This is a genomic window from Aminobacter carboxidus (genome assembly GCF_014863355.1).
In the GTDB taxonomy this organism is placed as follows: Bacteria; Pseudomonadota; Alphaproteobacteria; order Rhizobiales; family Rhizobiaceae; genus Aminobacter; species Aminobacter carboxidus.
This window is the reverse complement of record NZ_JACZEP010000008.1, coordinates 1-22,399: the sequence shown is the minus strand read 5'-3', so window position 1 is coordinate 22,399 and position 22,399 is coordinate 1. Positions and strand designations below refer to the sequence as shown.

Annotated in this window: 24 protein-coding genes and 2 pseudogenes; 13 read left to right on the top strand and 13 right to left on the bottom strand. The window is 62.6% G+C overall.

The features are described from left to right. Positions 1-2 precede the first annotated feature (2 nt). The 7 genes from mobA to IHE39_RS22235 all read left to right on the top strand — a co-directional run bounded on the left by mobA (position 3) and on the right by IHE39_RS22235 (position 5,419). Entirely contained in the window at positions 3-626 is a 624-nt protein-coding gene (gene mobA, locus IHE39_RS22265) for a molybdenum cofactor guanylyltransferase MobA (protein ID WP_192568002.1), read from the top strand. Further along, positions 626-1,138: a molybdopterin-guanine dinucleotide biosynthesis protein B gene (gene mobB, locus IHE39_RS22260; protein WP_192568001.1), complete on the top strand. Its 513-nt coding sequence runs from the start codon at positions 626-628 to the stop codon at positions 1,136-1,138. Before mobA ends, mobB begins: the two co-directional genes overlap by 1 nt. A gap of 160 nt (positions 1,139-1,298) precedes the next feature. Further along, complete coding sequence (locus IHE39_RS22255) at positions 1,299-2,075, top strand: transporter substrate-binding domain-containing protein (RefSeq protein WP_184767518.1); 777 nt, start codon at positions 1,299-1,301, stop codon at positions 2,073-2,075. A gap of 132 nt (positions 2,076-2,207) precedes the next feature. Beyond that, positions 2,208-2,921 (top strand): ABC transporter permease, encoded by a 714-nt coding sequence (locus IHE39_RS22250; RefSeq protein ID WP_184767517.1) that lies wholly within the window; start codon positions 2,208-2,210, stop codon positions 2,919-2,921. After that, entirely contained in the window at positions 2,918-3,745 is an 828-nt protein-coding gene (locus tag IHE39_RS22245) for an ABC transporter permease (protein WP_192568000.1), read from the top strand. Before IHE39_RS22250 ends, IHE39_RS22245 begins: the two co-directional genes overlap by 4 nt. A gap of 93 nt (positions 3,746-3,838) precedes the next feature. After that, a complete protein-coding gene (locus IHE39_RS22240; protein ID WP_192567999.1) occupies positions 3,839-4,708 on the top strand; it encodes an NAD(P)-dependent oxidoreductase in 870 nt (289 codons plus the stop codon). Positions 4,709-4,717: 9 nt separating this feature from the next. Next, complete coding sequence (locus IHE39_RS22235) at positions 4,718-5,419, top strand: DNA alkylation repair protein (protein ID WP_192567998.1); 702 nt, start codon at positions 4,718-4,720, stop codon at positions 5,417-5,419. On the opposite strand, the gene IHE39_RS22230 is transcribed toward IHE39_RS22235, so the two are convergent. From IHE39_RS22230 to IHE39_RS22215, 4 genes are all read right to left on the bottom strand, one after another. After that, positions 5,420-5,911, bottom strand: coding sequence for an Lrp/AsnC family transcriptional regulator (locus IHE39_RS22230; RefSeq protein ID WP_184767513.1), 492 nt, complete (start codon positions 5,909-5,911; stop codon positions 5,420-5,422). A gap of 108 nt (positions 5,912-6,019) precedes the next feature. Beyond that, positions 6,020-6,637: a uracil-DNA glycosylase family protein gene (locus tag IHE39_RS22225; protein ID WP_192567997.1), complete on the bottom strand. Its 618-nt coding sequence runs from the start codon at positions 6,635-6,637 to the stop codon at positions 6,020-6,022. Positions 6,638-6,639: 2 nt separating this feature from the next. Then, entirely contained in the window at positions 6,640-7,251 is a 612-nt protein-coding gene (locus IHE39_RS22220; RefSeq protein WP_192567996.1) for a glutathione S-transferase, read from the bottom strand. Between the two features lie 47 nt (positions 7,252-7,298). Then, positions 7,299-7,916, bottom strand: coding sequence for a thermonuclease family protein (locus IHE39_RS22215; protein ID WP_192567995.1), 618 nt, complete (start codon positions 7,914-7,916; stop codon positions 7,299-7,301). Between the two features lie 77 nt (positions 7,917-7,993). Here IHE39_RS22215 and IHE39_RS22210 point away from each other — a divergent pair, with 77 nt between their 5' ends. Next, positions 7,994-9,493 carry a sensor histidine kinase gene (locus IHE39_RS22210; RefSeq protein WP_192567994.1) on the top strand — a complete coding sequence of 500 codons (1,500 nt, stop codon included), beginning with the start codon at positions 7,994-7,996 and terminating at the stop codon, positions 9,491-9,493. Between the two features lie 14 nt (positions 9,494-9,507). Here IHE39_RS22210 and IHE39_RS22205 read toward each other — a convergent pair whose 3' ends face one another. Beyond that, positions 9,508-10,503: a nicotinate-nucleotide--dimethylbenzimidazole phosphoribosyltransferase gene (locus IHE39_RS22205; RefSeq protein ID WP_184767508.1), complete on the bottom strand. Its 996-nt coding sequence runs from the start codon at positions 10,501-10,503 to the stop codon at positions 9,508-9,510. Positions 10,504-10,693: 190 nt separating this feature from the next. On the opposite strand from IHE39_RS22205, the gene IHE39_RS22200 reads away from it, so the two are divergent. Both IHE39_RS22200 and IHE39_RS22195 read left to right on the top strand, forming a co-directional pair. Beyond that, the gene (locus IHE39_RS22200) at positions 10,694-10,924 is read left to right on the top strand and encodes a DUF1289 domain-containing protein (protein ID WP_184767883.1); all 231 of its coding nucleotides are present in this window, start codon (positions 10,694-10,696) and stop codon (positions 10,922-10,924) included. A gap of 15 nt (positions 10,925-10,939) precedes the next feature. Then, positions 10,940-11,641: a TIGR02281 family clan AA aspartic protease gene (locus IHE39_RS22195; RefSeq protein ID WP_192567993.1), complete on the top strand. Its 702-nt coding sequence runs from the start codon at positions 10,940-10,942 to the stop codon at positions 11,639-11,641. Between the two features lie 109 nt (positions 11,642-11,750). On the opposite strand, the gene IHE39_RS22190 is transcribed toward IHE39_RS22195, so the two are convergent. The 3 genes from IHE39_RS22190 to fmdA form a co-directional block, all read right to left on the bottom strand. Then, positions 11,751-12,050: an FmdB family zinc ribbon protein gene (locus IHE39_RS22190; RefSeq protein ID WP_184767506.1), complete on the bottom strand. Its 300-nt coding sequence runs from the start codon at positions 12,048-12,050 to the stop codon at positions 11,751-11,753. Positions 12,051-12,161: 111 nt separating this feature from the next. Beyond that, positions 12,162-12,674 (bottom strand): AmiS/UreI family transporter, encoded by a 513-nt coding sequence (locus IHE39_RS22185; RefSeq protein ID WP_192567992.1) that lies wholly within the window; start codon positions 12,672-12,674, stop codon positions 12,162-12,164. Positions 12,675-12,749: 75 nt separating this feature from the next. Beyond that, entirely contained in the window at positions 12,750-13,976 is a 1,227-nt protein-coding gene (fmdA, locus tag IHE39_RS22180) for a formamidase (RefSeq protein ID WP_184767504.1), read from the bottom strand. Positions 13,977-14,339: 363 nt separating this feature from the next. On the opposite strand from fmdA, the gene IHE39_RS22175 reads away from it, so the two are divergent. Then, positions 14,340-15,077, top strand: a complete 738-nt coding sequence (locus tag IHE39_RS22175; protein WP_192567991.1) for a response regulator — start codon at positions 14,340-14,342, stop codon at positions 15,075-15,077. Here the strand turns inward: IHE39_RS22175 and IHE39_RS22170 are convergent. The 3 genes from IHE39_RS22170 to dusA form a co-directional block, all read right to left on the bottom strand. After that, the gene (locus IHE39_RS22170; RefSeq protein ID WP_192567990.1) at positions 15,062-16,264 is read right to left on the bottom strand and encodes a sensor histidine kinase; all 1,203 of its coding nucleotides are present in this window, start codon (positions 16,262-16,264) and stop codon (positions 15,062-15,064) included. The two genes, IHE39_RS22175 and IHE39_RS22170, sit on opposite strands and share 16 nt — an antisense overlap. After that, positions 16,261-18,894 carry an ATP-binding protein gene (locus tag IHE39_RS22165; protein WP_192567989.1) on the bottom strand — a complete coding sequence of 878 codons (2,634 nt, stop codon included), beginning with the start codon at positions 18,892-18,894 and terminating at the stop codon, positions 16,261-16,263. Before IHE39_RS22165 ends, IHE39_RS22170 begins: the two co-directional genes overlap by 4 nt. A 317-nt stretch (positions 18,895-19,211) precedes the next feature. Then, the gene (gene dusA, locus IHE39_RS22160; RefSeq protein WP_192567988.1) at positions 19,212-20,207 is read right to left on the bottom strand and encodes a tRNA dihydrouridine(20/20a) synthase DusA; all 996 of its coding nucleotides are present in this window, start codon (positions 20,205-20,207) and stop codon (positions 19,212-19,214) included. A gap of 114 nt (positions 20,208-20,321) precedes the next feature. Between dusA and IHE39_RS22155 the strand changes: the two genes are divergently transcribed. Further along, positions 20,322-21,383: a tyrosine-type recombinase/integrase gene (locus tag IHE39_RS22155; protein ID WP_192567987.1), complete on the top strand. Its 1,062-nt coding sequence runs from the start codon at positions 20,322-20,324 to the stop codon at positions 21,381-21,383. 278 nt (positions 21,384-21,661) lie between these two features. Then, a pseudogene (locus IHE39_RS22150) lies at positions 21,662-21,803 on the top strand (phosphoketolase family protein); the annotation flags it as partial. A 155-nt stretch (positions 21,804-21,958) separates the two neighbouring features. On the opposite strand, the gene IHE39_RS22145 reads toward IHE39_RS22150, so the two are convergent. Together IHE39_RS22145 and IHE39_RS22140 are read right to left on the bottom strand one after the other, a co-directional pair. Beyond that, positions 21,959-22,156, bottom strand: a complete 198-nt coding sequence (locus IHE39_RS22145) for a hypothetical protein (RefSeq protein WP_192567986.1) — start codon at positions 22,154-22,156, stop codon at positions 21,959-21,961. Positions 22,157-22,158: 2 nt separating this feature from the next. Next, positions 22,159-22,399, bottom strand: a pseudogene (locus tag IHE39_RS22140) (3-oxoadipyl-CoA thiolase); the annotation flags it as partial.

The following is a 22,399-nucleotide window of genomic DNA, read 5'->3' as shown; positions in this document are numbered from 1 at the left end:
GCATGACAGGGCAGATCGCAGGGCTCATTCTCGCCGGCGGCCGATCGAGTCGCATGGGCGGCACCGACAAGACACTTGTGGAACTTGGCGGCCATCCCCTGATACGCCACGTGCTGAATCGCCTGCGACCGCAGGTCGGCCGGATCGTCATCAACACCAACGCCGACCGGACACCTTTCGCCGGCTTCGGCGTCGAGATCGTCAGCGACACGATATCAGGCTATCAGGGACCGCTGGCCGGCATCCTGACCGGCATGGAGTGGGCGGCACACCAGCCCGGCGTCACCCACATCCTCAGCGTTGCCGGTGACACGCCTTTCTTCCCCAACGATCTCGCCGGGCGACTTGCCGCGCGCGCTGTCGCCGGCCGGGTCACTGTCGCGGCTTCGAACACGCGCGTGCACCCGACCTTCGCGCTGTGGCCGGTTTCGCTGCGCAATGCGCTTGCGGCCTTTTTGGAAAGCGGCGATACCCGACGGGTGATGACGTTCCTTGAGCAGGTAGGCCTCGACGTGGTGGACTTTCCGGTAGAACAACGTGGTTCCAGTGCAGTCGACCCGTTCTTCAATATCAATACGCCCGAAGACCTCGCCCAAGCCGCGCGCCTTGTCGACGAGGTCGGCTGATGACGCATCGGGTGTTCGGCATCACCGGCTGGAAGAACTCCGGCAAGACGACATTGACCGAACGTCTGGTGACGGAACTGGTCGGACGCGGCTGGAAGGTCTCGACCATCAAGCATGCCCACCATGATTTCGACATCGACAAGCCGGGCGCCGACAGCTTTCGCCATCGCCAGGCAGGCGCCACGGAAGTCGCCATCGTGTCAGGGCGCCGCTGGGCGTTGATGCATGAGCTGCGCAACGAAAACGAGCCGACGCTCGACGAGGTCCTGGCAAGGATCGCGCCTTGCGACCTGGTACTGGTCGAGGGCTACAAGCGCGAGCATCATCTCAAGATCGAAGCACGGAGGCTCGATGCCAAGGACCGCGCGCCACTGACATCGAATGACCCTTCGATTGTCGCCATTGCCTCCGACCACCGCGTCGAGGGCGAGCAGGTTCCGGTGTTCGGCATCGACGACATCGCAGCGATCGCCGATTTTGTCGAAGCGCGCACCGACCTCGCCGCACATTGACGCAGCGTCATCGCCGTTGCCCTTGGCCGAGGCAGCAAAACCCCTTTTCACGATTGATTTTTAACTGAAAACAGTGGGAGTATCGCCGCCAGCGGCGGAGTTCATCCGCTCAACGGCCGCCATGGACGGGAACCGGCCGAAGCGAAAAGAGAGGAACATCATGGGTATTTCCAAGCGTATTGCCCTGGCTGCGACCGCAGCCCTGGCGCTCACCATCGGTATGGCGCAGGCGCAGGAAAAGACAATCAAGATCGCCACTGAAGGCGCATACCCTCCCTACAACAGCCTGACCTCCGACGGTAAGCTCGTCGGCTTCGACGTCGACATCGCCAACGCGCTTTGCGAAGAGATGAAGGCCAAGTGCGAAATCGTTGCCCAGGAATGGGACGGCATGATCCCCGCGCTCCAGGCCGGCAAGTTCGACGCCATCATCGCCCAGATGTCGATCACGCCCGAGCGCAAGGAGAAGATCGACTTCTCCAAGAAATACATCAACACCCCGGCCGTGATCGCCGCCGCCAAGGACAGCGACATCAAGGGCGTGACCAAGGAAGACCTCGCCGGCAAGAAGATCGGCGTCCAAGGTTCGACCATCCATTACAACTACGCCGAGAAGGTTTTCACCGACAGCGAGATCAAGTCGTACCCGACCGCCGAAGAGTACAAGCTCGACATGGCGAACGGTCGTCTCGACGCTGTCGGCGACGACGCAGTGACCATGGGTGCCTGGCTGGAGACGCCGGACGGCGCATGCTGCAAGATCGTCGGCACGATCCCGAACATGCCTGAGATCCACGGCGACGGCGCCGGTGTCGGCGTGCGCAAGGGCGATGCGCTCGCGGATCAGTTCTCCGCAGCCATCGAAGCCATCCGCGCCAACGGGAAGTACAAGGAAATCAACGACAAGTACTTCAAGTTCGACGCCTACGGCAGCTGAGACGTCAATGCTGTGAAAACTGAACAAGCGGCGGGACAAGTTCCCGCCGTTTGGCTAACATAAGACAACGACAAGCCGTCATCGAAGACGGCGGCACTCCTGCAAAGGGAGGCCAATGGGGGCAGCATACCGATGCAAAGCGTGTGGGCGCTTCTGAGTTTCGGGCCTGAGGGATGGGGTGACGACATTGCCTATGGCGTGCTCGTCACTGTTTCGCTTGCCCTGGTGACACTGCCGCTGGGCCTGCTGATCGGCTTTCTGGTGGCACTCGCCAAGCAGTCCAGCGAAGCCTCCATGCGGCTTGCCGGCAACATCTACACCACCATCTTCCGCGGCCTGCCCGAACTGCTGACCCTGTTTTTGGTGTTCTACGGCGCGCAGATCGGCATCCAGCAGGCGGTGCGGCTGGTACGGCCGGAGGCCGTCGTCGAGATCAACAGCTTCGTCGCCGGCATGATCGCCCTCGGCGTCGTCTTCTCGTCCTACGCCAGCGAAGTTTTCCTCTCCGCCTTCCGAGCCATCCCGCGTGGCCAGTATGAAGGCGGCTTTTCCGTCGGCCTGTCGCCGCGCCAGACGATGCGGCTGGTGATCCTGCCGCAGCTTGTCCGCATCGCCCTGCCCGGCCTGTCCAATCTGTGGCTTATCCTGCTCAAGGACACCGCCCTTGTCTCGGCCGTTGGCCTGACCGACATCGTGCGCCAGAGCAGCATCGCTGCCCGCGTCACCAAGCACGCATTCATGTTTTTCGGCGTTGCCTGCCTGATCTACCTTGCGCTCGCCATCATCTCATCCTTCGGCATCCACGCCATCGAGCGCTGGGTCGGCAAGCGGGAGGCACAGCGATGAGCGCCGCCAGCGACACGGCAAAAATCCAGCGCCCGCCGGCGCCGCCGCGCGGATGGTCGCGCCAGCGCATCATGGGCTGGGTCTTCGTCTGCATCTGGATCGCCCTCGGCGCGGGCCTTGTCACCTATCTGTTCAGCGCTTGGAATCCCGAACTTTTCGCGAAATATGCGCCGTCCTACTTGTCTGGCCTGCGCGTGACGCTGGTGCTGGTGGCGATCTCGATCATCCTCGGCGCCATCCTGTCGGTACCGATCTGCTACGCCCGCATGTCGAAGAACCGCGTGCTGAACGCGATTTCCTACGGCTATGTCTATTTCTTCCGCGGCACGCCGCTGCTCGCCCAGACCTTCCTGATCTATTACGGCTTCGGCTCGTTCCGGCCGCAACTCGAGGCTGTCGGCCTGTGGGGCTTCTTCCGCGAGGCCTGGTATTGCGCGGTCTTTGCCTTCGCCCTCAACACCGCCGCCTATCAGGCCGAAATCCTGCGCGGGGCGATCGAAAGCGTCGGCAAGGGCCAGTGGGAGGCTGCTTCTGCGCTGGGCCTGTCCAAGCTCCAGACGCTTTACAAGGTCATCCTGCCGCAGGCATTGATCGTGGCGCTCAGGCCATACGGCAATGAAATCATCCTGATGATCAAGGGCTCAGCCATCGTCGCCATCATCACCGTCTATGACCTGATGGGCGAGACACGCCGCGCCTTCTCGCGCACCTTCGACTTCCAGACCTATCTCTGGGCGGCCCTGCTCTATCTGTCGCTGGTCGAAACCTTGCGCCATCTGGTGGACTGGATCGAAAGGCGCATCACACGCCACCTGCACCGCTGATCAGGCCTGGCCCAAGCACGATCGTCTTGACGAATCCGTTCCATCGCATAGACCACGGACACCAGAGCATTTTGCACTTCGAAAGGGTGAGCCATGGCATCGGTCGCGTTCCTTGGTCTTGGCGTCATGGGCTACCCCATGGCCGGACATCTCAAGAACAAGGGTGGGCACGACGTCACCGTCTACAACCGCACCACCGCGAAAGCAGAGAAATGGGCAGCCCAGCATGGCGGTGCTTTCGCGTCGACGCCAGCTGAAGCCGCCGAAGGCAAGGATTTCGTCTTCGCCTGCGTCGGCAATGACGACGATTTGCGCGAAGTCACGATAGGCGCCAAGGGCGCATTCGGCTCGATGATGAAGGGTGCCATCTTCGTCGACAACACCACCGCCTCAGCCGAAGTGGCGCGTGAGCTTGATGCCGCAGCCAAGGCCGGCGGCTTCCATTTTCTCGACGCTCCAGTCTCCGGTGGCCAGGCCGGTGCCGAAAACGGCGTCCTCACGGTCATGGTCGGCGGCGAGCAGGAGCCTTTCGAACGCGCCCGGCCGGTGATCGACTCCTTTGCCCGCATGGTCGGCCTGATGGGCCCCGCGGGTGCTGGCCAGTTGACCAAGATGATCAACCAGATTTGCATCGCCGGCCTCGTCCAGGGCCTCGCCGAGGGCATTCACTTCGGCAAGAAGGCAGGCCTGGACATCGAAAAGGTCGTCGACGTCATCTCCAAGGGTGCCGCCGGTTCCTGGCAGATGGAAAACCGCCACAAGACCATGAACGCCGGCAATTATGATTTCGGCTTCGCCGTCGACTGGATGCGCAAGGATCTCGGCATCTGCCTTGAAGAGGCCGACCGCAACGGCGCCAAGCTGCCGGTGACCGCCCTTGTCGATCAATTCTACAAGGACGTGCAGGGCATGGGCGGCAAGCGCTGGGACACCTCGTCCCTGCTCGCCCGCCTTGAGAAATAGAGCGGCGCCATGGCGCTGTCGTCGGCATCTACGGTCGATGAAATCATCGCTCATCTGCGCACATTGGCCTCGGAGGAGAACCGGGCCGGCATGGCCCGCTTCGGCATCGCCACCGACAGGGCGCTTGGTATCCCGAATGCCGTGATCAATCCCATCGTGCGGCTGGTCAAGCGCGACCACGCCCGGGCTCTGGCGCTATGGGCCACAGGCATTCGCGAAGCCCGCATTCTGGCGACGGCAACCGACGAACCGGCAAAAGTGACCCGCTCGCAGGTCGACGCCATGGCCGCCGAGTTCGACAGCTGGGAGATCGTCGATCACGCGGCTCACCTCATCTGCGATGCGCAGCTCGCCGACGAGATCATCGCTGCCTACGCTGAGGATGAGCGTGAGTTCGTTCGCCGCACGGCCTTCGCGACGATGGCCACCGCCGCGGTACATCTGAAGAAGGAGCCGGACGAAACCTTCATCGCCTGGCTCAGGCTTGTCGATACACACGCCCGCGACGACAGGAACTTCGTCAAGAAGGCGGTCAACTGGGCGCTCAGACAGGTCGGCAAGCGTTCACCTGTCCTCCACGTGCCCGCCCTGGCGCTCGCGGAGAAACTGGCCGCCTCCGACGACAAGACGGCGAGATGGATCGGCAAGGACGCCGTGCGCGAACTTACCGATCCAAAGATAGTCGAACGATTGAACGCGAAGAAGCTCTGATCAGGCCGCCGACGCGCCGCTTTCCTTGTCGAGGGTCATGTAGTCGAGCGGCATTTCGGTCGTGTACTTGATCTGCTCCATGGCGAAGGATGACGACACGTCGCGGATCTCAATCTTGGCGATCAGCCGCTTGTAGAAAGCGTCATAGGCCGCAATGTCGGGCACGACGACGCGCAAGAGGTAATCGACGTCGCCGCTCATGCGATAGAACTCGATGACCTCCTGGAACTCCTGGATCACCTCGGAGAAACGACGCAGCCATTCGTGGCTGTGCGAATTGGTGCGGATCGCCACGAACACCGTCACGCGCGCATTGATCTTCTCGGGGTCGAGCAGCGCCACGCGGCGCTTGATGACGCCTTCTTCCTCTAGCTTCTGGATGCGGCGCCAGCACGGGGTGGTGGACAGGCCGACTTTCTTGGCGACGTCGGCCACGGCCAAGGTCGCATCCTCCTGGAGGAGGCGAAGGATTTTCCGGTCGAGGCGGTCCATATGCAGGCTCCGTTAGAAAAGGTTCGCCATAATCCTGTCAATTAGGCCATCATACAAGAAAAGAATTCTCCGCACACCCTGTATCTTCGGTATCGATTTCCATTTCGCCTAGGAAAGGCGACGTTGGATTTCCGCCTTGAGAAAAGGCAGCAATTCCATTTCGAACCACGGATTTCGTTTGATCCAGCCGGTGTTGCGCCATGACGGATGCGGCAATGGCAGCACATGCGGCGAGGACGAACGCGCCCAGACCGACCGCCAGTCGGCGACGGTGTCGGTGAGCGATGCCGATCGCTCCACGCCCATGTGCCAGCGCTGCGCATACTGACCGATGGTCAATACGAGATCGATTTGCGGCATAAGCCGCATCAGCCGGCCACGCCAGGCCAGCGCACATTCTCGCCGCGGCGGCAGGTCGCCGCCCTTGGCATCCTGCCCCGGGAAGCAGAAGCCCATCGGCACGATGGCAAAGGCATCCGGATCGTAGAAAGTCTCCGACGGCACGCCGAGCCAATCACGCAGGCGGTCGCCTGAAGCATCGGTGAAAGGCGCTCCGCTCAGATGCACTTTGGTGCCCGGCGCCTGGCCGGCAATCAGGATACGCGCGGTCGACGAGGGCACGACCACCGGCCGCGGCTCGTGCGGCAAGGCCTTGCCAACCGGCTGTTCGACACAGATGCGACAAGCCTTGATTTCCGCGACGAGGCTGTCGAGTTCGGCCGACATAATCAGGCGGCAGCGCTCGGGCGGGCGGCCAGTGCCTGGTGCCAGCGGCGCACGTTGGAAAACTCATCCGGCACCACGATCTTCGCCGGCTTCATGAAGTCGAGCGCGCAGAGCCCGGTGATGTCGGCGATGGAATAATCGTCCCCGGCGGCGAATTCGCGCGCGACGAGTTCCTTTTCGAGCAAAGCCAGGAACTCGATGGCCTTGGGCTTGTTGACCTCGCCCCATTCCGGCACCTGCGGAATTTCCCACTCCCGCATCGCCGGATGGATATGGCGGAAGGCGAATGCCACCGGCTGGAACAGGTTTTGCTCGATCCGCCGCTGCCACATCTCCACCATCGCCTTGCCAAGCGCGCCGCGGCCAAACAGGGCCGGCTCAGGTTGGAGTTCTTCGAAATAGCGGCAGATAGCGACGGTTTCGGTGAGGACAGTGCCGTCGTCGAGTTCCAGCACCGGCAGGCGCTGCAGTGGATTGCGCGAGGAAACGTCTGTTTTCTTGTGCTCCATCGCACCCATGTCGACCGCAACCTTCGGCACATCGATGCCTTTTTCAGCAAGGAATACCCGGACGCGCCTTGGGTTCGGTGCCCGTCCCCCGTCAAACAGCTTCATTTCTGCCTCCTCAGACTTGTACCGACTTTGTAGCCATAGGCCGCAAGCTACGAGAAACGAAAGATTTCCCGCAGCCAGTTGAGTATGCGCCCATAGCTGCCATGTTCGATTTCAGCCATGTCGCCATGCATGTTGCGCCAGTCGCGTGGACGGTCGAAGTCGCCGGCCCAAAGTCCCTTGCGGCCGCGGCGCGCCGCTACTTCCTCGGCTTCGTAGCCGCCATAAGCAACCGCCCAGCCGGCTTCGACCTGCGAACTGTTGAGATCGATGCCGGCTACAGTGCATTCGCCAAGCAACCGGCGATATCTGTCACGCTCCCAGCCGGCGCAGCTCACCTGGCGCCCGGCGACAAGCTTCGACAGCGCCTCGCGCGACCGGCGGCCACAGGGGTAGTCGGCGCCATCCTTCCTGCAAATCTGGGAGTATTCCGGCGCGTCGATGCCACGCAGGCGAACGCGCTCGCTGCCAAGGGTGATCGAATCACCGTCGTTGACCACAGCCATCCCTTCGGACTTGCGCGTTTCGACCCTGTCGAGCCGCGCCGAGACGAGGATCAGCAGCCCGAGCACGGCAGATGCCAGCGCATAGTCGAGAAACTTGCGCCAGCGGCTGCGCGGGCGCCTGAAATACCGCCGTCGCGGCCTGCCTGACCACGAACGGCTCATATGGCAAACAATCCCTTAATCATTCGGACGTAGCGTGCTGGCTTGAAGATAAGCGCGCGCGAAAACTGAATTATCACATGCCGTTGCAACGCTCTAACACGGCGGACAAGATCATTGTGGACCGCAGGAAACGCCATCGCAACAGCGATGTCGCTCGTGCTGTGCGCAAGACACGCGATCAGCTGGCGCAGCAGCCAGGCGGACTGGCTTTCGACCGCGAACTGCTGAAGCTGCATGCCCGTTCAATCAGAGCCAATGCGGCGACATTGCCGCTTCTGATCGTCATCTTCGCCTGCATCGGCCTTCTGCTCGGCGCTGACGACGCCATCCTGAAATGGTCGCTGGTCGCGATGATGGGCTATGCCGGGCTGGCGTTACTTGCCCGCCGCGCCGATGAGGCAGCGCCTGCGGCCATCCGCCGCAACTTCTTCATCGGCCATTTCGTCACTGGCCTCGCCTGGGCGTATCTGGCCGCCATGACCTGTGCGGCCTGCGAACCCGGCCTGCTGGCCATCGTCAAAGGCGCTTTCCTGCTCATCGCCATGGCTGCCACCGCGATCGTTGCATCGTCGCTGCGCGGCGCGCTGGCAGCGACCTTCGTCGTCCCCGTAGCCGCCTATGCCGCCTTCGGCGTCAAGCTGTCCGAGCCGCTTGGCATGGTCATGGTCGCGCTGCTGGTCACAGCCCTGCCCTTCTTTTCGCTTGTCGCCGGGATCAAGAAGCGGTCAGCGCTGCTGTTGATGGCCGCCCGCTCCGAAATGGACGCGTTGATTGCCGAACTGGAGACGGCGAAGTCGATGTCCGACGAGGCGCGGCGCCGCGCCGAAGACGCCAATCTCGCCAAGTCGCGCTTCCTGGCTACCATGAGCCACGAACTGCGCACCCCGCTCAACGCCATCCTCGGCTTTTCCGAAGTCATGGCCGGCGAGGTGCTTGGCCCGATCAACAGCCCGACCTATCGCGAATACTCCCGCGACATCCACCAGTCCGGTCAGCATCTGCTCGACCTGATCAACGAGATCCTCGACCTGTCGCGCATCGAGGCCGGCCGCTACCAGCTCAACGAAGAGCCGTTGATGCTGCTCCAGGTGGTCGAGGATTGCTGCCACATGATGGAGCTCAAGGCGCGCAACAAGGATCTCAAGATCGTCGAGCAGTTCGAGCCGTCGCTGCCACGGCTTCTCGGCGACGAGCGCGCCATCCGCCAGATCACGCTCAACCTTCTGTCCAACGCCATCAAGTTTTCGCCGACGGGCAGCGAAATCCGCGTCCGCGTCGGCTGGACCGCCGGCGGCGGCCAGTACATCTCGGTCAAAGACAAGGGTCCGGGCATTCCCGCCGACGAAATCCCCGTCGTGCTGTCGGCTTTCGGCCAGGGCTCGATCGCCATCAAGAGCGCCGAACAGGGAACCGGCCTGGGCCTGCCCATCGTCCAGGGCCTGCTTGCGCTGCATGGCGGTGAGTTCGAACTGCGCTCCAAGCTGCGCGAAGGCACCGAGGCCATCGCGGTCTTTCCGCCGGCGCGGGTGATCGACGACCTGCCCTCGCTGGCGCGCAGCGCTGCCGGCGGCCGCTAGGGTATCCGTGTTGGTCAGCGGATCGCCGCTGCCATTCCCGAACTGATCTGCGCCGCTGTTTTGACGAGCCCAGCGGCAATTCCCGCACCAACCGCCTCGCCGTGATCGATGCCAAGCCCGAGCAAGGGCCGCGCGCCGAGCTTTGCCAGCAAGCGGGCGTGGCCCGGCTCGGTCGAGACATGCGAGAACATGCAATGGTCAAGCGCCGTGCGGTCGACGGCATAAAGCACGGCGGCCGCGGCGGTCGTGGCAAAGCCGTCGAGCAGCACCGGAATCTTTTCCATGCGCGCGGCAAGGATAGCACCGGCGATGGCCGCGAATTCGCGACCGCCGACCCGGCGCAAGGCTTCGAACGGGTCCTTGATATGAGGGCCATGCAGGGCCAGCGCACGGTCGACGATCTCGGCCTTCCGGGCCTGCATCGCAGCGTCGGCGCCAGAACCTGGCCCAACCCAGTCGGCGCCCTTGCCGCCGAACAGTGCTGCGCAAAGGGCCGCGGCAACGGTCGTGTTGGCGACACCGAGGTCGCCGATGCAGAACAGGTCGCTGCCGCCGGCAATGGCCTCCATGCCGAAAGCCATGGTAGCGGCGCAGCCGCGCTCGTCGAGCGCCGGCTCGACGGTGATGTCTGATGTCGGCAGGTGCAGCGCCAGATCGAGCACCTTCAGGCCAAGGTCATTGGCAAGGCAAATCTGGTTGATCGCAGCGCCGCCGGCGGCGCACAGCTCGACCCGCTGGGCCGTGGCTTCCATCGCCCGTGGCGACACGCCCTGCGCCGCGACACCGTGATTCCCGGCAAAGATCGCAACCATCGGCTTGAGCACGGAGGGCGGCGCGCGGCCCGTCCAGCGCGCCAGCCAGGCTGCGATATCCTCGATGCGGCCGAGCGAGCCTTTCGGCTTGTCGGCCTTGGCAAACAGCGCCCACACCTTGCCCGCCTGGGCGACATCGCCTTCGGGCATATGCGCAAATAGGTTGCGGAAGTCGTCAAAGGGGGAAGCGCTGGTCATGGGTGTTGCCTGCAGTTCGTCATCGTCATGCGCGGCATAGCTGCCTCAACGCGCGAAAACAATCGCGAGATGGCGTCCAGACGACGAGACGTGACGTCGCGGGATAGCGCTTGCAATGACGCGCAGGCTACATCATCTGTGGCTGGCGCAGTGTATGTATCAGCGCAAGCATATCCGCATGGACGACGTGATGACCGCTATTGAAACCCCTTGCATCATGCTGTGCTCGATCGACGATACGACCGGCTATTGCTTCGGCTGCGGCCGCACCCGCGACGAGGTCGGCGCCTGGTACAACATGACGCCGGAAACGCGCCGCGCCGTGATGGCAACCCTTCCTGCCCGCCTCGCCACCATCGAGCGCAAGCCGCGCCGCGAGACCCGCCGTTCGCGCATGTCGCGCGAAAATGCGTCCAGCTGAGGATACCCCACAGACATGAGCCGGCTTTACTGGGTCGTCATCGCCGTGCTGGGCGGCGGACTGCTTCTTTTGCTGTTCAACCATTCGTCCGGCGAAACGCTTGGCCTCAACAATGACAGCTTCGGCCAGCTGATCTACGCCGGCGCGCTCTTGCTGGTCATCGGCGCCGGCGTTCTCCGCCGTGGTACGCGCCTCGGCGACACTGTGCGCGGCGTCGCCTTGTGGGTGGTGATCGTGTTGGTGTTCGTCGCGGGCTTTCAGTATCGCTACGAGTTGCAGGATGTCGCCAGCCGCGTCACCGCTGGGCTCGTGCCTGGAAGCCCGATGTCGGCCCTTGATGGCGATGGCCGCGCGACTGTCACTCTCGACAAGCTGACCAACGGGCATTTTGGCGCCCGCATGCAGGTCAACGGCCAGACCATCGAGGTCATGGTCGATACCGGCGCCACCACCACCGTGCTGACCGTGGCCGATGCCCGCCGCGTCGGCTTCGATCTCGAAAGCCTGAGCTTCACAGTGCCGGTCTCGACCGCCAACGGTATTGCTCATGCGGCGCGGGTCACGGCCGCCAGCGTCCAGCTCGGCGCCATCGAACGCAAGAACCTGCCGATGCTTGTCGCCGACAAGGGGCTCGAGCAAAGCCTGCTCGGCATGAACTTCATCGGCTCGCTGTCAGGCTTCGACGTGCGCGGCGACAGGATGATCCTGCGCGACTAGAGTATTTCCGCTTTTCTTCGAATCGCGGAATCTCTCTATCTTCTTGTTTTTGCGCAATTCCGTACGGAAAACCGCTACGCACTTTTCCTAGAATTGCTCTTAGCCGATTCTAGTGGCCGATCATCCACTTCTTGCGTGTCGGGGTCGGCTTGTTGCCGATCTTGCAGAGCGCGCAGCCGCAGCCGTTGAGATGCGCCTTCTTGACCACCTTCGGCTCGGTGCCGCTTGCCTCTGAACGTGCCAGTGCGCGGCGCAGCTTGCCATTCATCAGGCTCAGGCGCGGCGCTGCCACATCCCGGCTGCTCTGTTCCTCACATTGCGGGCACGCGCAGGCCCTGAGCGCGTCCTGCATCGGCACCCATTCTTCAAATGGTCCGCAATCGTCACAAACATAGTTGTAGAGCGGCATTGCCAGCCTCCCAAAACATCAAGTGAAACAATGTGGCGGGCGAAGGGGCTCGCCCGCTCGCAAATTGCCAGGCCTGGCTACCCACGCCTGGCCAGATGGCCTGCGCTGCCGTCAGAGCTTACCATCGAGCAGCAGGAAGCCCGGCAGCCAGCCGGTGACGATGCCCGCAAGCAGTGTGACGATCGCCGTCAGGCGCAGGATCGGCCGCTGCAATGCCAGAAGCAGGAAATACAGGAACCACAGCACGCCCCAGATCACCCAGTTGGACGCCAGCCAGAAATCGGTCGATGTCTGGGCGGTGGAAAGTCCTTGTACCGCCACGGGAATAGTGGTGATGGCGACGAACAGGCTGAACCAGCCAAGGCCACGTCCGTCCACCTTCACCACCCTGTTATAGGCCACCCAAAAATAGGTCGTCGAAAACAGGATCGTCAGCGCAGCCCCCTTGATGGAGGCAGCGTCAGCGTTGGGCCCGAACGCCCAGGCCAGCGACGCGAAAAACGTTACGATGCCGGAGACGACGTTGATGACGACGATCTCGCGGTCTTCGATCTTCCCGAGCAGCCAGAGCCCATTCAGGAACAGGACGGCACCAACGTAGAGCAAGGCAAATCCGAGCAGCATGAAATCCCCTCCCAGGACAACGCCGGTCGGGACACGCTCCCGACCGGCGGTTTGTTTGTTGTTGTTGCGGCCTGATCAGCTCGTCTTGGCGACGTCGGCCTTGAAATCCTGCTTCTTGGGTCCGTGGGCGTTGGGATTGATGTCGAAATCAAAAATCGCCGTCGGGATGGCCAAGGTGGCGCAGACATTGGGAATGTCGACGATGCCGGCAATGCGGCCCTCGACAGGCGCCGTGCCCAGGATCATGTAGGCCTGCTCGCCGGAGTAGCCGAACTTCTTGAGGTACTCGATGGCGTTGAGGCAGGCCCGGCGATAGGCGACATGGGCGTCGAGATAATACTGTTCGCCGGTATGCTCATCGACCGAGATGCCCTCGAAGATGAGATAGTCGTCAAAATGCGGGTCGATCGGGCTTGGCTTGAAGATCGGGTTGATGACACCGTATTTCGCCATGCCGCCCTTGATGACGTCGACGCTGATGTCGACCCAGCCGGCCATTTCGATGGCGCCGCAGAAGGTGATTTCGCCATCGCCCTGGGAGAAGTGAATGTCGCCCATCGAGAGTCCGCCGCCCTTCACATAGACCGGGAAGTAGACTTTTGAACCGCGCGACAGGTTCTTGATGTCGCAGTTGCCGCCGTGCTCGCGCGGCGGAACCGTGCGCCAGGCCTCAGCCGCGGCCTTCCGCGCCGCATCGCCCTTCATCTGCCCCATCAGCGCCGTGTCGGAATAAGGCAGAGCTGCCAGCGGCGGCACGCGGCCTGGATCGGTCGCCACCAGCTCGGCTTCGCGACGATTGGCTTCGGCAAGCAGTTTGTGGTCCGGCAGGCAGCCGATCAGGCCGGGATGGATGATGCCGGGGTAACGCACACCTGGAATGTGGCGCGACGTCGTGTAGATACCATGGAAATCCCAGCAGGATTTGCTGGCTTCGGGGTAATGCTCGGTCAGGAAGCCGCCACCGTTCTCCTTGGCGAACAGGCCGTTGAAACCCCATTCCGAATCCGGTTTCGCGCCAAGGTCGAGGATGTCAACAACCAGCAGGTCGCCGGGTTCTGCGCCATCGACGCCGAACGGGCCGCTGAGATAATGGACACGCGTCAGATCGACGTCGCGGACGTCGTTGGCGCTGTTGTTGTTGCCGATCTGGCCTCCCGTCCAGTCATGGCATTCGACACGATAGGTGTGCCCGGGCTTGAGGTGATCCACCATCGGAATATCAGGGTGCCACCGGTTATGCGTCTTGATGGCATGATCTTCCGGCGCTTTGTTCAAATCGACTGAAAATACTGTCTGTGGCATTGGGCTGTTCCTCCTCAATCGCCGGCTTTGGGAGGTGTGACTTGCGCGCCTTCCTCGCCCTTGCGCCGAGAGCGCGATGCAACCCGACACAGCCGTGCGAGGCCAAGCTAGGTGCGGCTTGTAATCGCCATGCATCGGAAAGCGGCCCACTATGTAATTTTTTGTAACCAGACGGTTTGTGTCAGCGCCCGTCAAACGCAACAACCCCGAAATTTTAGATATAACTTTCAGATTGTTAGACGGATTCACCTGCAGGCGGCAGATGCCGGCCCCTGCCCGCGCGCGTACGAGCAACGCCGGTTGCGACCAATGGCCATCTTCCCTCCTCGACCGAACCCGCGAATTGCGATTATCGTAGCAACCATGTCAGTTGCCGACCCAAGATCACGCATTCTCATTGTCGATGACGATCGTCTGCTGTGCAGCTTTCTCGAAAAGTTCCTGGCAAGCGAGGGCTACGTCATGGCGATCGCCCATGACGGGCGCTCGATGCGGCGCGCGCTTGCCGACGAACCGTTCGATCTGGTCATTCTTGACCTCGGGTTTCCCGCTGGTGAGGACGGCGTCACCCTGGCGCGCAACCTGCGCTCCCAATACGACCTGCCGCTGATCATGCTGTCGGGCAAGAACAGTACGATCGACAAGGTTGTCTGCCTCGAACTGGGGGCCGACGACTACGTCACCAAGCCGTTCGAGCCGCGCGAGCTTCTGGCGCGGGTACGAACGGTGATGCGGCGCTTCGCCAAGCGCATCAACCTGCCCGAACCGGCGGCGGCGGATCGTCCCAATGCGGTATGTTTCGACGGCTGGATGCTGGACGCAACGCGCTACAAGCTGTCGTCGCCGAACGGCGAGAACGTGCGGCTGACCAGCCAGGAATTCCAGATCCTGTCGGCGCTGGTCGAACGGCGCGGCCGCATCCTGTCGCGCGAGCAGATCCTGGATATCGTCGCCAACCGCAACTGGACACCCTATGACCGCAGCATCGATGTGCTGATCGGCAAGATACGCCGCAAGCTGCGCGACAATGCCCGTGACACGCAATTCATCAAGACCATTCGCGGCGTCGGCTACATGTTCGCCCCTCAGGGCCGGGACTGAGGCGCACGCGGCAAATAGAGGTTGATCCGGGTGCCCTCGTCCGGCTTGCTGGAGATGCCGAGGCGGCCGCCTGACTGGCGCACGAAGCCATCGACCATCGGCAGGCCAAGGCCGCTGCCTTTCCCCGCAGGCTTGGTACTGAATAACGGTTCCAGCGCCCGCCGGCGCACCGCAACCGGCATGCCGTGCCCGGTGTCGACCACCGAAATGACGACGTACTGACCAGGCAACAGGCCCGACGCGACGCGCGCGTCATCAGGCCTGACGACAAAGTTGCAGGCCTCGAACCTAAGCTTGCCGCCGTCGGGCATCGCATCGCGCGCGTTGAGCGCAAGGTTGAGCAGGCTGGTTTCCAGTTGCGTCGGATGAACCTCGACGTCATGCAGGTCGTCGGCCAGTTCCAGCGAAAGGCTGATCTTGTCGTCCAGCGTCCGGCTCAACACCCGCATCAAGTCCGGCAACGCTTCGCCGAGATCGACGCGGACCGTGTCGCCGCCCCCCTGGCGGCCGAAATTGAGCAGCCGCGTCGTCAGGTCCGTACCCGCCTTCACCGCCTCCAGCGCATCGTCGACCATCTGTGCCAGTTGCGGCTCGGTTCGCACATGCTCCTGCAGCCAGCGCAGATTGCCGAGCAGGACAGCGAGGATGTTGTTGAAGTCGTGCGCAATGCCACCGGTCAACTGTCCCATCGCCTCGATGCGCTGCATTTGCCCGAGCCGCTCGGCGACCAGGCGCTTCTCCTCCATCAGGCGCGTTCGCTCGAAGCAGCGTTCCAGAGTCGCCAGCAGGTCGGCGCTGTAGAATGGCTTGCACAGATAGTCATAGGCGCCGGCCTGCAACGCCTCCACCGCCGTCTCGACCGAGGCATAGGCGGTGACCATCAGGCAGACGAGGTCGGGGCTTTGCTGGCGAAACGCGCGGACCAGTTCGACACCGTTGCCCACGCCCAAGCGCACGTCGACAAGGGCAACGGCCGGCTGGTGCAAAGCCAGCGCGCGCTGGGCCGACAACGGATCATGCGCGACGATTGGCTGATAGCCTTCGAGTTCAAGCAATCCGGCCAGGCTCGCGGCAAAATCCTCGTCGTCGTCGACGATGAGGACGCGCTTCTTCTCAACCGGGTCCGCTCCGTGCGGGATAACATCGTCGCCGATGAAATCGGTCTGCAGGTCGGTCTGGTCGGTCATGACGAACCAGCACCTGCCCTCGGCAGCACGATCGACACGCGCGTGCCCGCGCCCTGCTCGCTATCGATCAGCACCGAGCCGCCATGCTGCTCGACGATGCGTTTGACCAGCGGCATGCCCAATCCGACGCCAAACGCCTTGGTGCTGAACAACGGTTCGAACACCCGCGCCGCCGTCTCCCGCGACATGCCAGCACCATTGTCGGCAACGCAGATGATGGCGTTGTCGCCCTCGCAGCGGGTCGATACGACGATCGCCGCATCATCCGCCGCCTCGCAAGCCTGGATGGCATTGGCCAGAACGTTGGAAAAAGCCTGGCGCAGCCTCTCGCCATCTGCCGATACTTTACAACCGGCAGCAAGCTCCAGCTGTATCGGCCGCGTCGCATCCTGTTCGGCGACATGCTGGGCCACCCACCGGTCGATCAGGATCGGCGTGACGATCAAAGCGTGCTTACGCGAGAAATCGAGCAGGTCCTCGATGATCCGCACGCAGCGCCAGGCGTTGCGCTGCAAGCGTTGCAGTTCACCATGCACAGGTTCTTCGGCATTCTTCAGCGAACGACGCAGTACATCAGCCGACGTCACCAGCGTGCCCAGCGGGTTGCGCAGCTCGTGGCTGACGGTCGCCGTGATCTGGCCGATGGCAGCCAGGCGCTCGTTGCTCGCCAGATCCCTTTGGGTCTGCCGCAGCTTTTCCAGCGACGCGACGAGATCACGCTCGGCGAGCTCGCGGCTTTCCTGCGACAGCACGATCCACCAGGCGCCGATGCCCAGCAGCGGCAGCATCGCCAGGAAGACACGCAAGAGCAACTGGCCGCTCGCCAGATGGGGTTGTTCCGACCCCGGTTCGATCAACCGGTAAGTCAGCAGAAACACGCCGCCTGATATCACCGCCAGGGTGAACAGCACGCCCGCGACCTTGAGCAGGCGCTGGCCCATGCGGGGCGCGATCTTGTCGCGTATGTGCGGCAGCGCGCGCCCGAAATAGCGCGACCGTGACGTTTCGAGGACACCTACCGGCGACTTGCAGACATCGTGGCAATGCGAATCCAGGCTGCAGCACAACGAGCAGATCGGCTGCTCGTAGAAAGTGCAGTGCACCATGTCGGAGCCTTCGTAGGTGACGCCGCAGATGGCGCACAGATTGGCGTCCGATGGAGCTGCCGGCAGGTCGACAGGCTGGCGCGCCAGATAGTACCGCCCCTTGGTCGCGACCCCGATTGCGACCGCGCTGCCGAGTGCCGTGACAAATGCGATCGGGGCGGCATAGGCCTGTGCCATGACCCCTGAGATGCCCGAGAAGCACAGCAAGGCGACGAACGACGCCAATGCCATCGAGCCGCAGCCGACGGGATTGAAGTTGTAGAGGTAAGCACGCTTGAATTCGGGGAAAGCCGGGCTGATCTTGAGCGGCTTGAGGATGGCGAGATCGGCGAAGATCGCGCCGATCCAGGCGGCGGCGATGATCGAATAGACCGCCAGCACCAGCTCAAGCGTCTGGAAGATGCCCAGAAGCATCAGCAGCAGCGAGATCAGGATATTGAACACCAGCCAGACCACCCGGCCGGGGTGGTAGTGGGTGACGCGCGAGAAGAAATTGGACCATGCCAGCGAGCCTGCATAGGCGTTGGTGACGTTGATCTTGACCTGGGAAATCAGCACGAAGATCGCGGCCAGGGCGAGCACGACGCGCGGGTCGGCGCTCACATACTCATAGGCTATGATGTACATGTGGATGGGTTCGAGCGCGGTCGAGCGCGACAGGCCGGCCTGGATCGCCAGTACCGCCAACAGGCTCCCGCACAGGATCTTGAAGCCGCCGACGACGATCCAGCCCGGGCCTGCGGCGATCACCGCCGCCCACCAGCGGAAGCGGTTATCACGCGTCTTGTCGGGCAGGAAGCGCAGATAATCGACCTGTTCGCCGATCTGGATCGACAGCGCACACAAAACGCCGATGGCCGAGCCGAATGCCAGGAAGTTGAACCCCTCGCCCACGACATCGCTGCCGACGAAAGCCGCCCATTCGTTCAGCGTGTCGGGATGGGCAAACAGGATGTAGGCGAATGGCGCCAGGTGCATGGCGATCCAGATCGGCTGCGACAGAAGCTGCAGCTTGCTGATCAGCGTCACGCCCATGAAAGTGATCGGGATGATCACCACCGAAGAGATGACATAGCCCAGCACGAGCGGCACCTCGGCAAACAGATTGAGCGCCTGCGCCATGATCACCCCCTCGAGGGCGAAGAAGATGAAGGTGAAAGTCGCGTAGATCAGCGAGGTGATGGTGGAGCCGACATAACCAAAGCCGGCACCTCGCGTCAGAAGGTCCATGTCGATGTTGTAGCGGCTGGAATAATAGGCGATCGGCAGGCTTGTCAGGAAAATGAAGACGCACGTCACAAGGATCGCCGGAAAGGCATTGGCGAAGCCGTAGCTGAGCGTTATCGCGCCGCCGATGGCCTCAAGGGCGAGAAACGAGATGCCGCCGAGCGCGGTGTTGGCGATGACGAATGGCGACCAGCGGCGAAACGACCTGGCGGCGTAACGCAGCGAGTAATCTTCCAGTGTCTCGTTGGCGATCCATGAGTGATAGGAGCGCAAGGCCGGCAGTTGCGGCGTTTCCATCAAACGCGGTCCCCATGCGCGATGGCCCGACGCAGCAATCGGCACATGAAACCGCCCTCCTCGAAAATGCTCCCGGTCAAATGATCACACAAAGCCGATGGCGAGGCCAGCCCGCCCCGCTTCGTTGGAGCGCGAGGCGTCGTATTCGGCGAGGTGGTCAGCCAGCGTCTCGACAAGGTGTGCTCGCCATGAATTTCATCGTTCGCAGCCCGGCGAACTGACGAAACCAGGGCTGATCGCAAATGTCAGATTGGCTGCGGCCAAGCGCGATTCACGCCTGGCCGCTATCAGTCCACCCCGTTTCCCGACTTTCAGGCCTACGCTGCTTCGCTGCGGCTCGTCAGGTCGACGGCGGCGAACGCGTCGCGCAGCACCTGCGGTCCGGCACCTGGTTTGTTGGCGTCGGTCGACAGGATCTGGCGATAGCGTCGGGCGCCGGCCAGACCATGGAACAGCCCGACCATGTGGCGGCTGACATGGCCGAGGCGGCCACCGGCGGCGATATGCCTGCCGGCATAGTCGGCCATGACCTCGATCAGCGCGGCAAAGTCGAAGCTCTGCGCAGACAGGTCCTGCAACAACGCATCGACGCCGGTCAGAACGCCTGGCGTGTGGTAGGCGGCGCGGCCGAGCATCACGCCGTCGACATGGAAGAGATGCACGCGCGTTTCCTCGAGCGTCAGGATGCCACCGTTGATGCCGACGAACCGCTCGGGCATCCGGGCCTTCAGGCGATAGACGCGCCCGTAATCGAGCGGCGGGATGTCGCGGTTTTCCTTGGGACTCAGCCCTTCGAGCCAGGCCTTGCGCGCGTGCACCCACAACGCATCGGCCCCGGCGGCGAACACGCCATCGGCAAGCACGTCGAGCGCCGGCTCAGGGTCCTGGTCGTCGACGCCGATACGGCACTTTACCGTGACCGGTATCTTCACCGCGTCCTTCATCGCCGCGACGCCTTCGGCGACGAGGCCGGGCGTCTTCATCAGGCAGGCGCCAAAGGTCCCCGACTGCACGCGGTCCGAGGGGCAGCCGACATTGAGGTTTATCTCGTCATAGCCGAACGCCTCGCCGATGCGCGCGGCCTCAGCAAGCTTGACCGGATCCGACCCGCCGAGCTGCAGCGCTAGCGGATGCTCGGAAGCGTCGAAACCGAGCAGCCGATCACGCGCGCCATGGATGACGGCATCCGCCACCACCATCTCGGTGTAGAGCAGCGCCTTGCGCGTCAGCTGGCGATGGAAGAACCGGCAATGCCGATCCGTCCAATCCATCATGGGCGCAATGGCCAGTCTATGTTCTTGATATTCCATCATTTTTTTAGTAGTCTCAATTAGTTAGGTCGCACCGAGTGCACACGAATTTACGCCACATTGCGACGCTTTTCGCCACCGTTCGACGGCTGAGTGCACACGGAGCGCACACGAAAAATGGCCAGTTTCACAAAACTCCATTCCGGCTCCTGGCGCGTTCAAGTTCGTCGCAAAGGCCGTTACGTCAGCGAGACCTTCTTGCGGCGAGACGATGCCCGACGCTGGGCCCTTGAGGCGGAGCGCCAGATCGATCGTGGCGAAACGCCAAATCACTCGCGCATCGCGCGCCTCAAAACCTTCGGCGATCTCATCGACCTTCATATCGACGACATGTGTGACGTCGGCAAGACCCCTCGACGCTCGAAAGCTGCGACTCTGGATATGCTGAAGCGTCAGCTTGGAAAGTGCAACATGGCGGCGCTCGATCGCGAGCGGCTCATTCGGTTCGGCCGCGATCGAGCGGCAAAAGGTGCAGGCCCTGCTACCCTCGGCATCGACATTGGCACTATCAAGCTCATTCTGTCTCACGCGGCCGCAGTTCACGGCCTACCCGTTACAATCGAGGCCGTAGACCTCGCCCGCATTGCTTTGAAACAGCTAGGTCTGGTTGGCAAAGGGCAGGAGCGCGACCGTCGTCCGACCCAAGATGAACTCGACCGGTTGATCTCGCATTTCGACGCAAACCCGCGCCAGATTGCGCCAATTGGCCGGATCATCCGCTTCGCTGTTGCTACCGCAATGCGCCAAGAGGAAATCTGCACGGTGCGTTGGTCGGATCTGGAATGTCGCACCCGGATGCTTCTCATCCGTGACCGGAAGGATCCCCGAAACAAGCAGGGAAACAACCAGCGCATTCCGCTTTTCGCTGCATGCGGATACGACGCATGGGCCATCGTGGAGGAGCAGCGCGCCTGCCGAAGTAACAACGATGATCGGATTTTCCCATTCAATGGCAGATCAGTCGGCACAGCTTTTCGTCGCGGATGCGCCGACCTGAGTATCCACGACCTTCACTTCCACGACTTGCGACACGAAGGCACAAGCCGACTTTTCGAGGCCGGATTCACAATCGAGCAAGTTGCACTCGTTACCGGCCACAAGGACTGGAAGATGCTGAAGCGGTATACGCACCTAAAGCCAGAAGCCCTCCACGCTCTACTTGCAGCCCGCGCCGCATGAGTTTGGGATCCGTTCAGGCGTGGGAGTGCGGTAGTTTCGCCCATCCGAGGGTCGATGACACAGCAGTCAATTCGCGTGCGGGGCTTGGAGAAGTCGTACGAACTGCATGTGTTGCGCGGCGTGGACTTCGACGTGGCACGCGGCAGTATCTTTGCACAGCTCGGTTCGAACGGGGCGGGCAAGACAGGCGGCGAAAATCCTGTCCACTCGGCTCAGGGCGGACGATGGCGCGGCAGTATCAACGGCTTCGATGTCGCCCCGGCGAACGTGCGAGAGGCCATCAGTACGGTGCTGCTTTCGACAATCCCGATCTCGTCGTCGCCTGCGTCATCGGCGACGGCGAGGCAGAAGCCGGCAAGCTCGCTGCCACCTGGCATTCGAACAAGTTCCTGCACACGGCACGTGACGGCGTCGTGCTGGCAACCGCAGAAACGGGGCAGCCGGCCGTGATCGCCTGCTCGGTCCTGAACCGGAGTTACAGGGATTTCCTGGTGCAGCGACTGGGGAACGTCCAGTTTTTGTTCCTGCACGGGGCAAAAGACCTGATCAATTCAAGGCGTGCTCGAGGAAACGCCCTATCCGCTTCCGGGACGGGCGTATCTAATGCGCATCATCAACAGGATTGTCTCGCCCATCGCCTGCCCGAATCGATGGTCGATGGCTCGCGCATCAACTTGGCCGGCATAGCGATCACTGTCGGCGGCCCGCGCCTGATTGGCTTGCAACAAACGCCCGGCAATGCCGGGCGTTTTCATTTTCGACTCGCGAAGCATGGTCAGGCTCTTTCGAGCGCGACCGCGATGCCTTGCCCGACGCCGATGCACATGGTCGCAAGCGCGAGCTTGCCGCCGCGCAGGCCGAGCTCCAGCGCCGCGGTGCCGGCGATGCGGGCACCCGACATGCCAAGCGGATGGCCCAGTGCAATGGCCCCGCCATTCGGGTTCACATGCGCCGCATCCTCGGCGATGCCGAGTTCGCGCAGCACGGCAATGCCCTGGGAGGCGAATGCCTCGTTG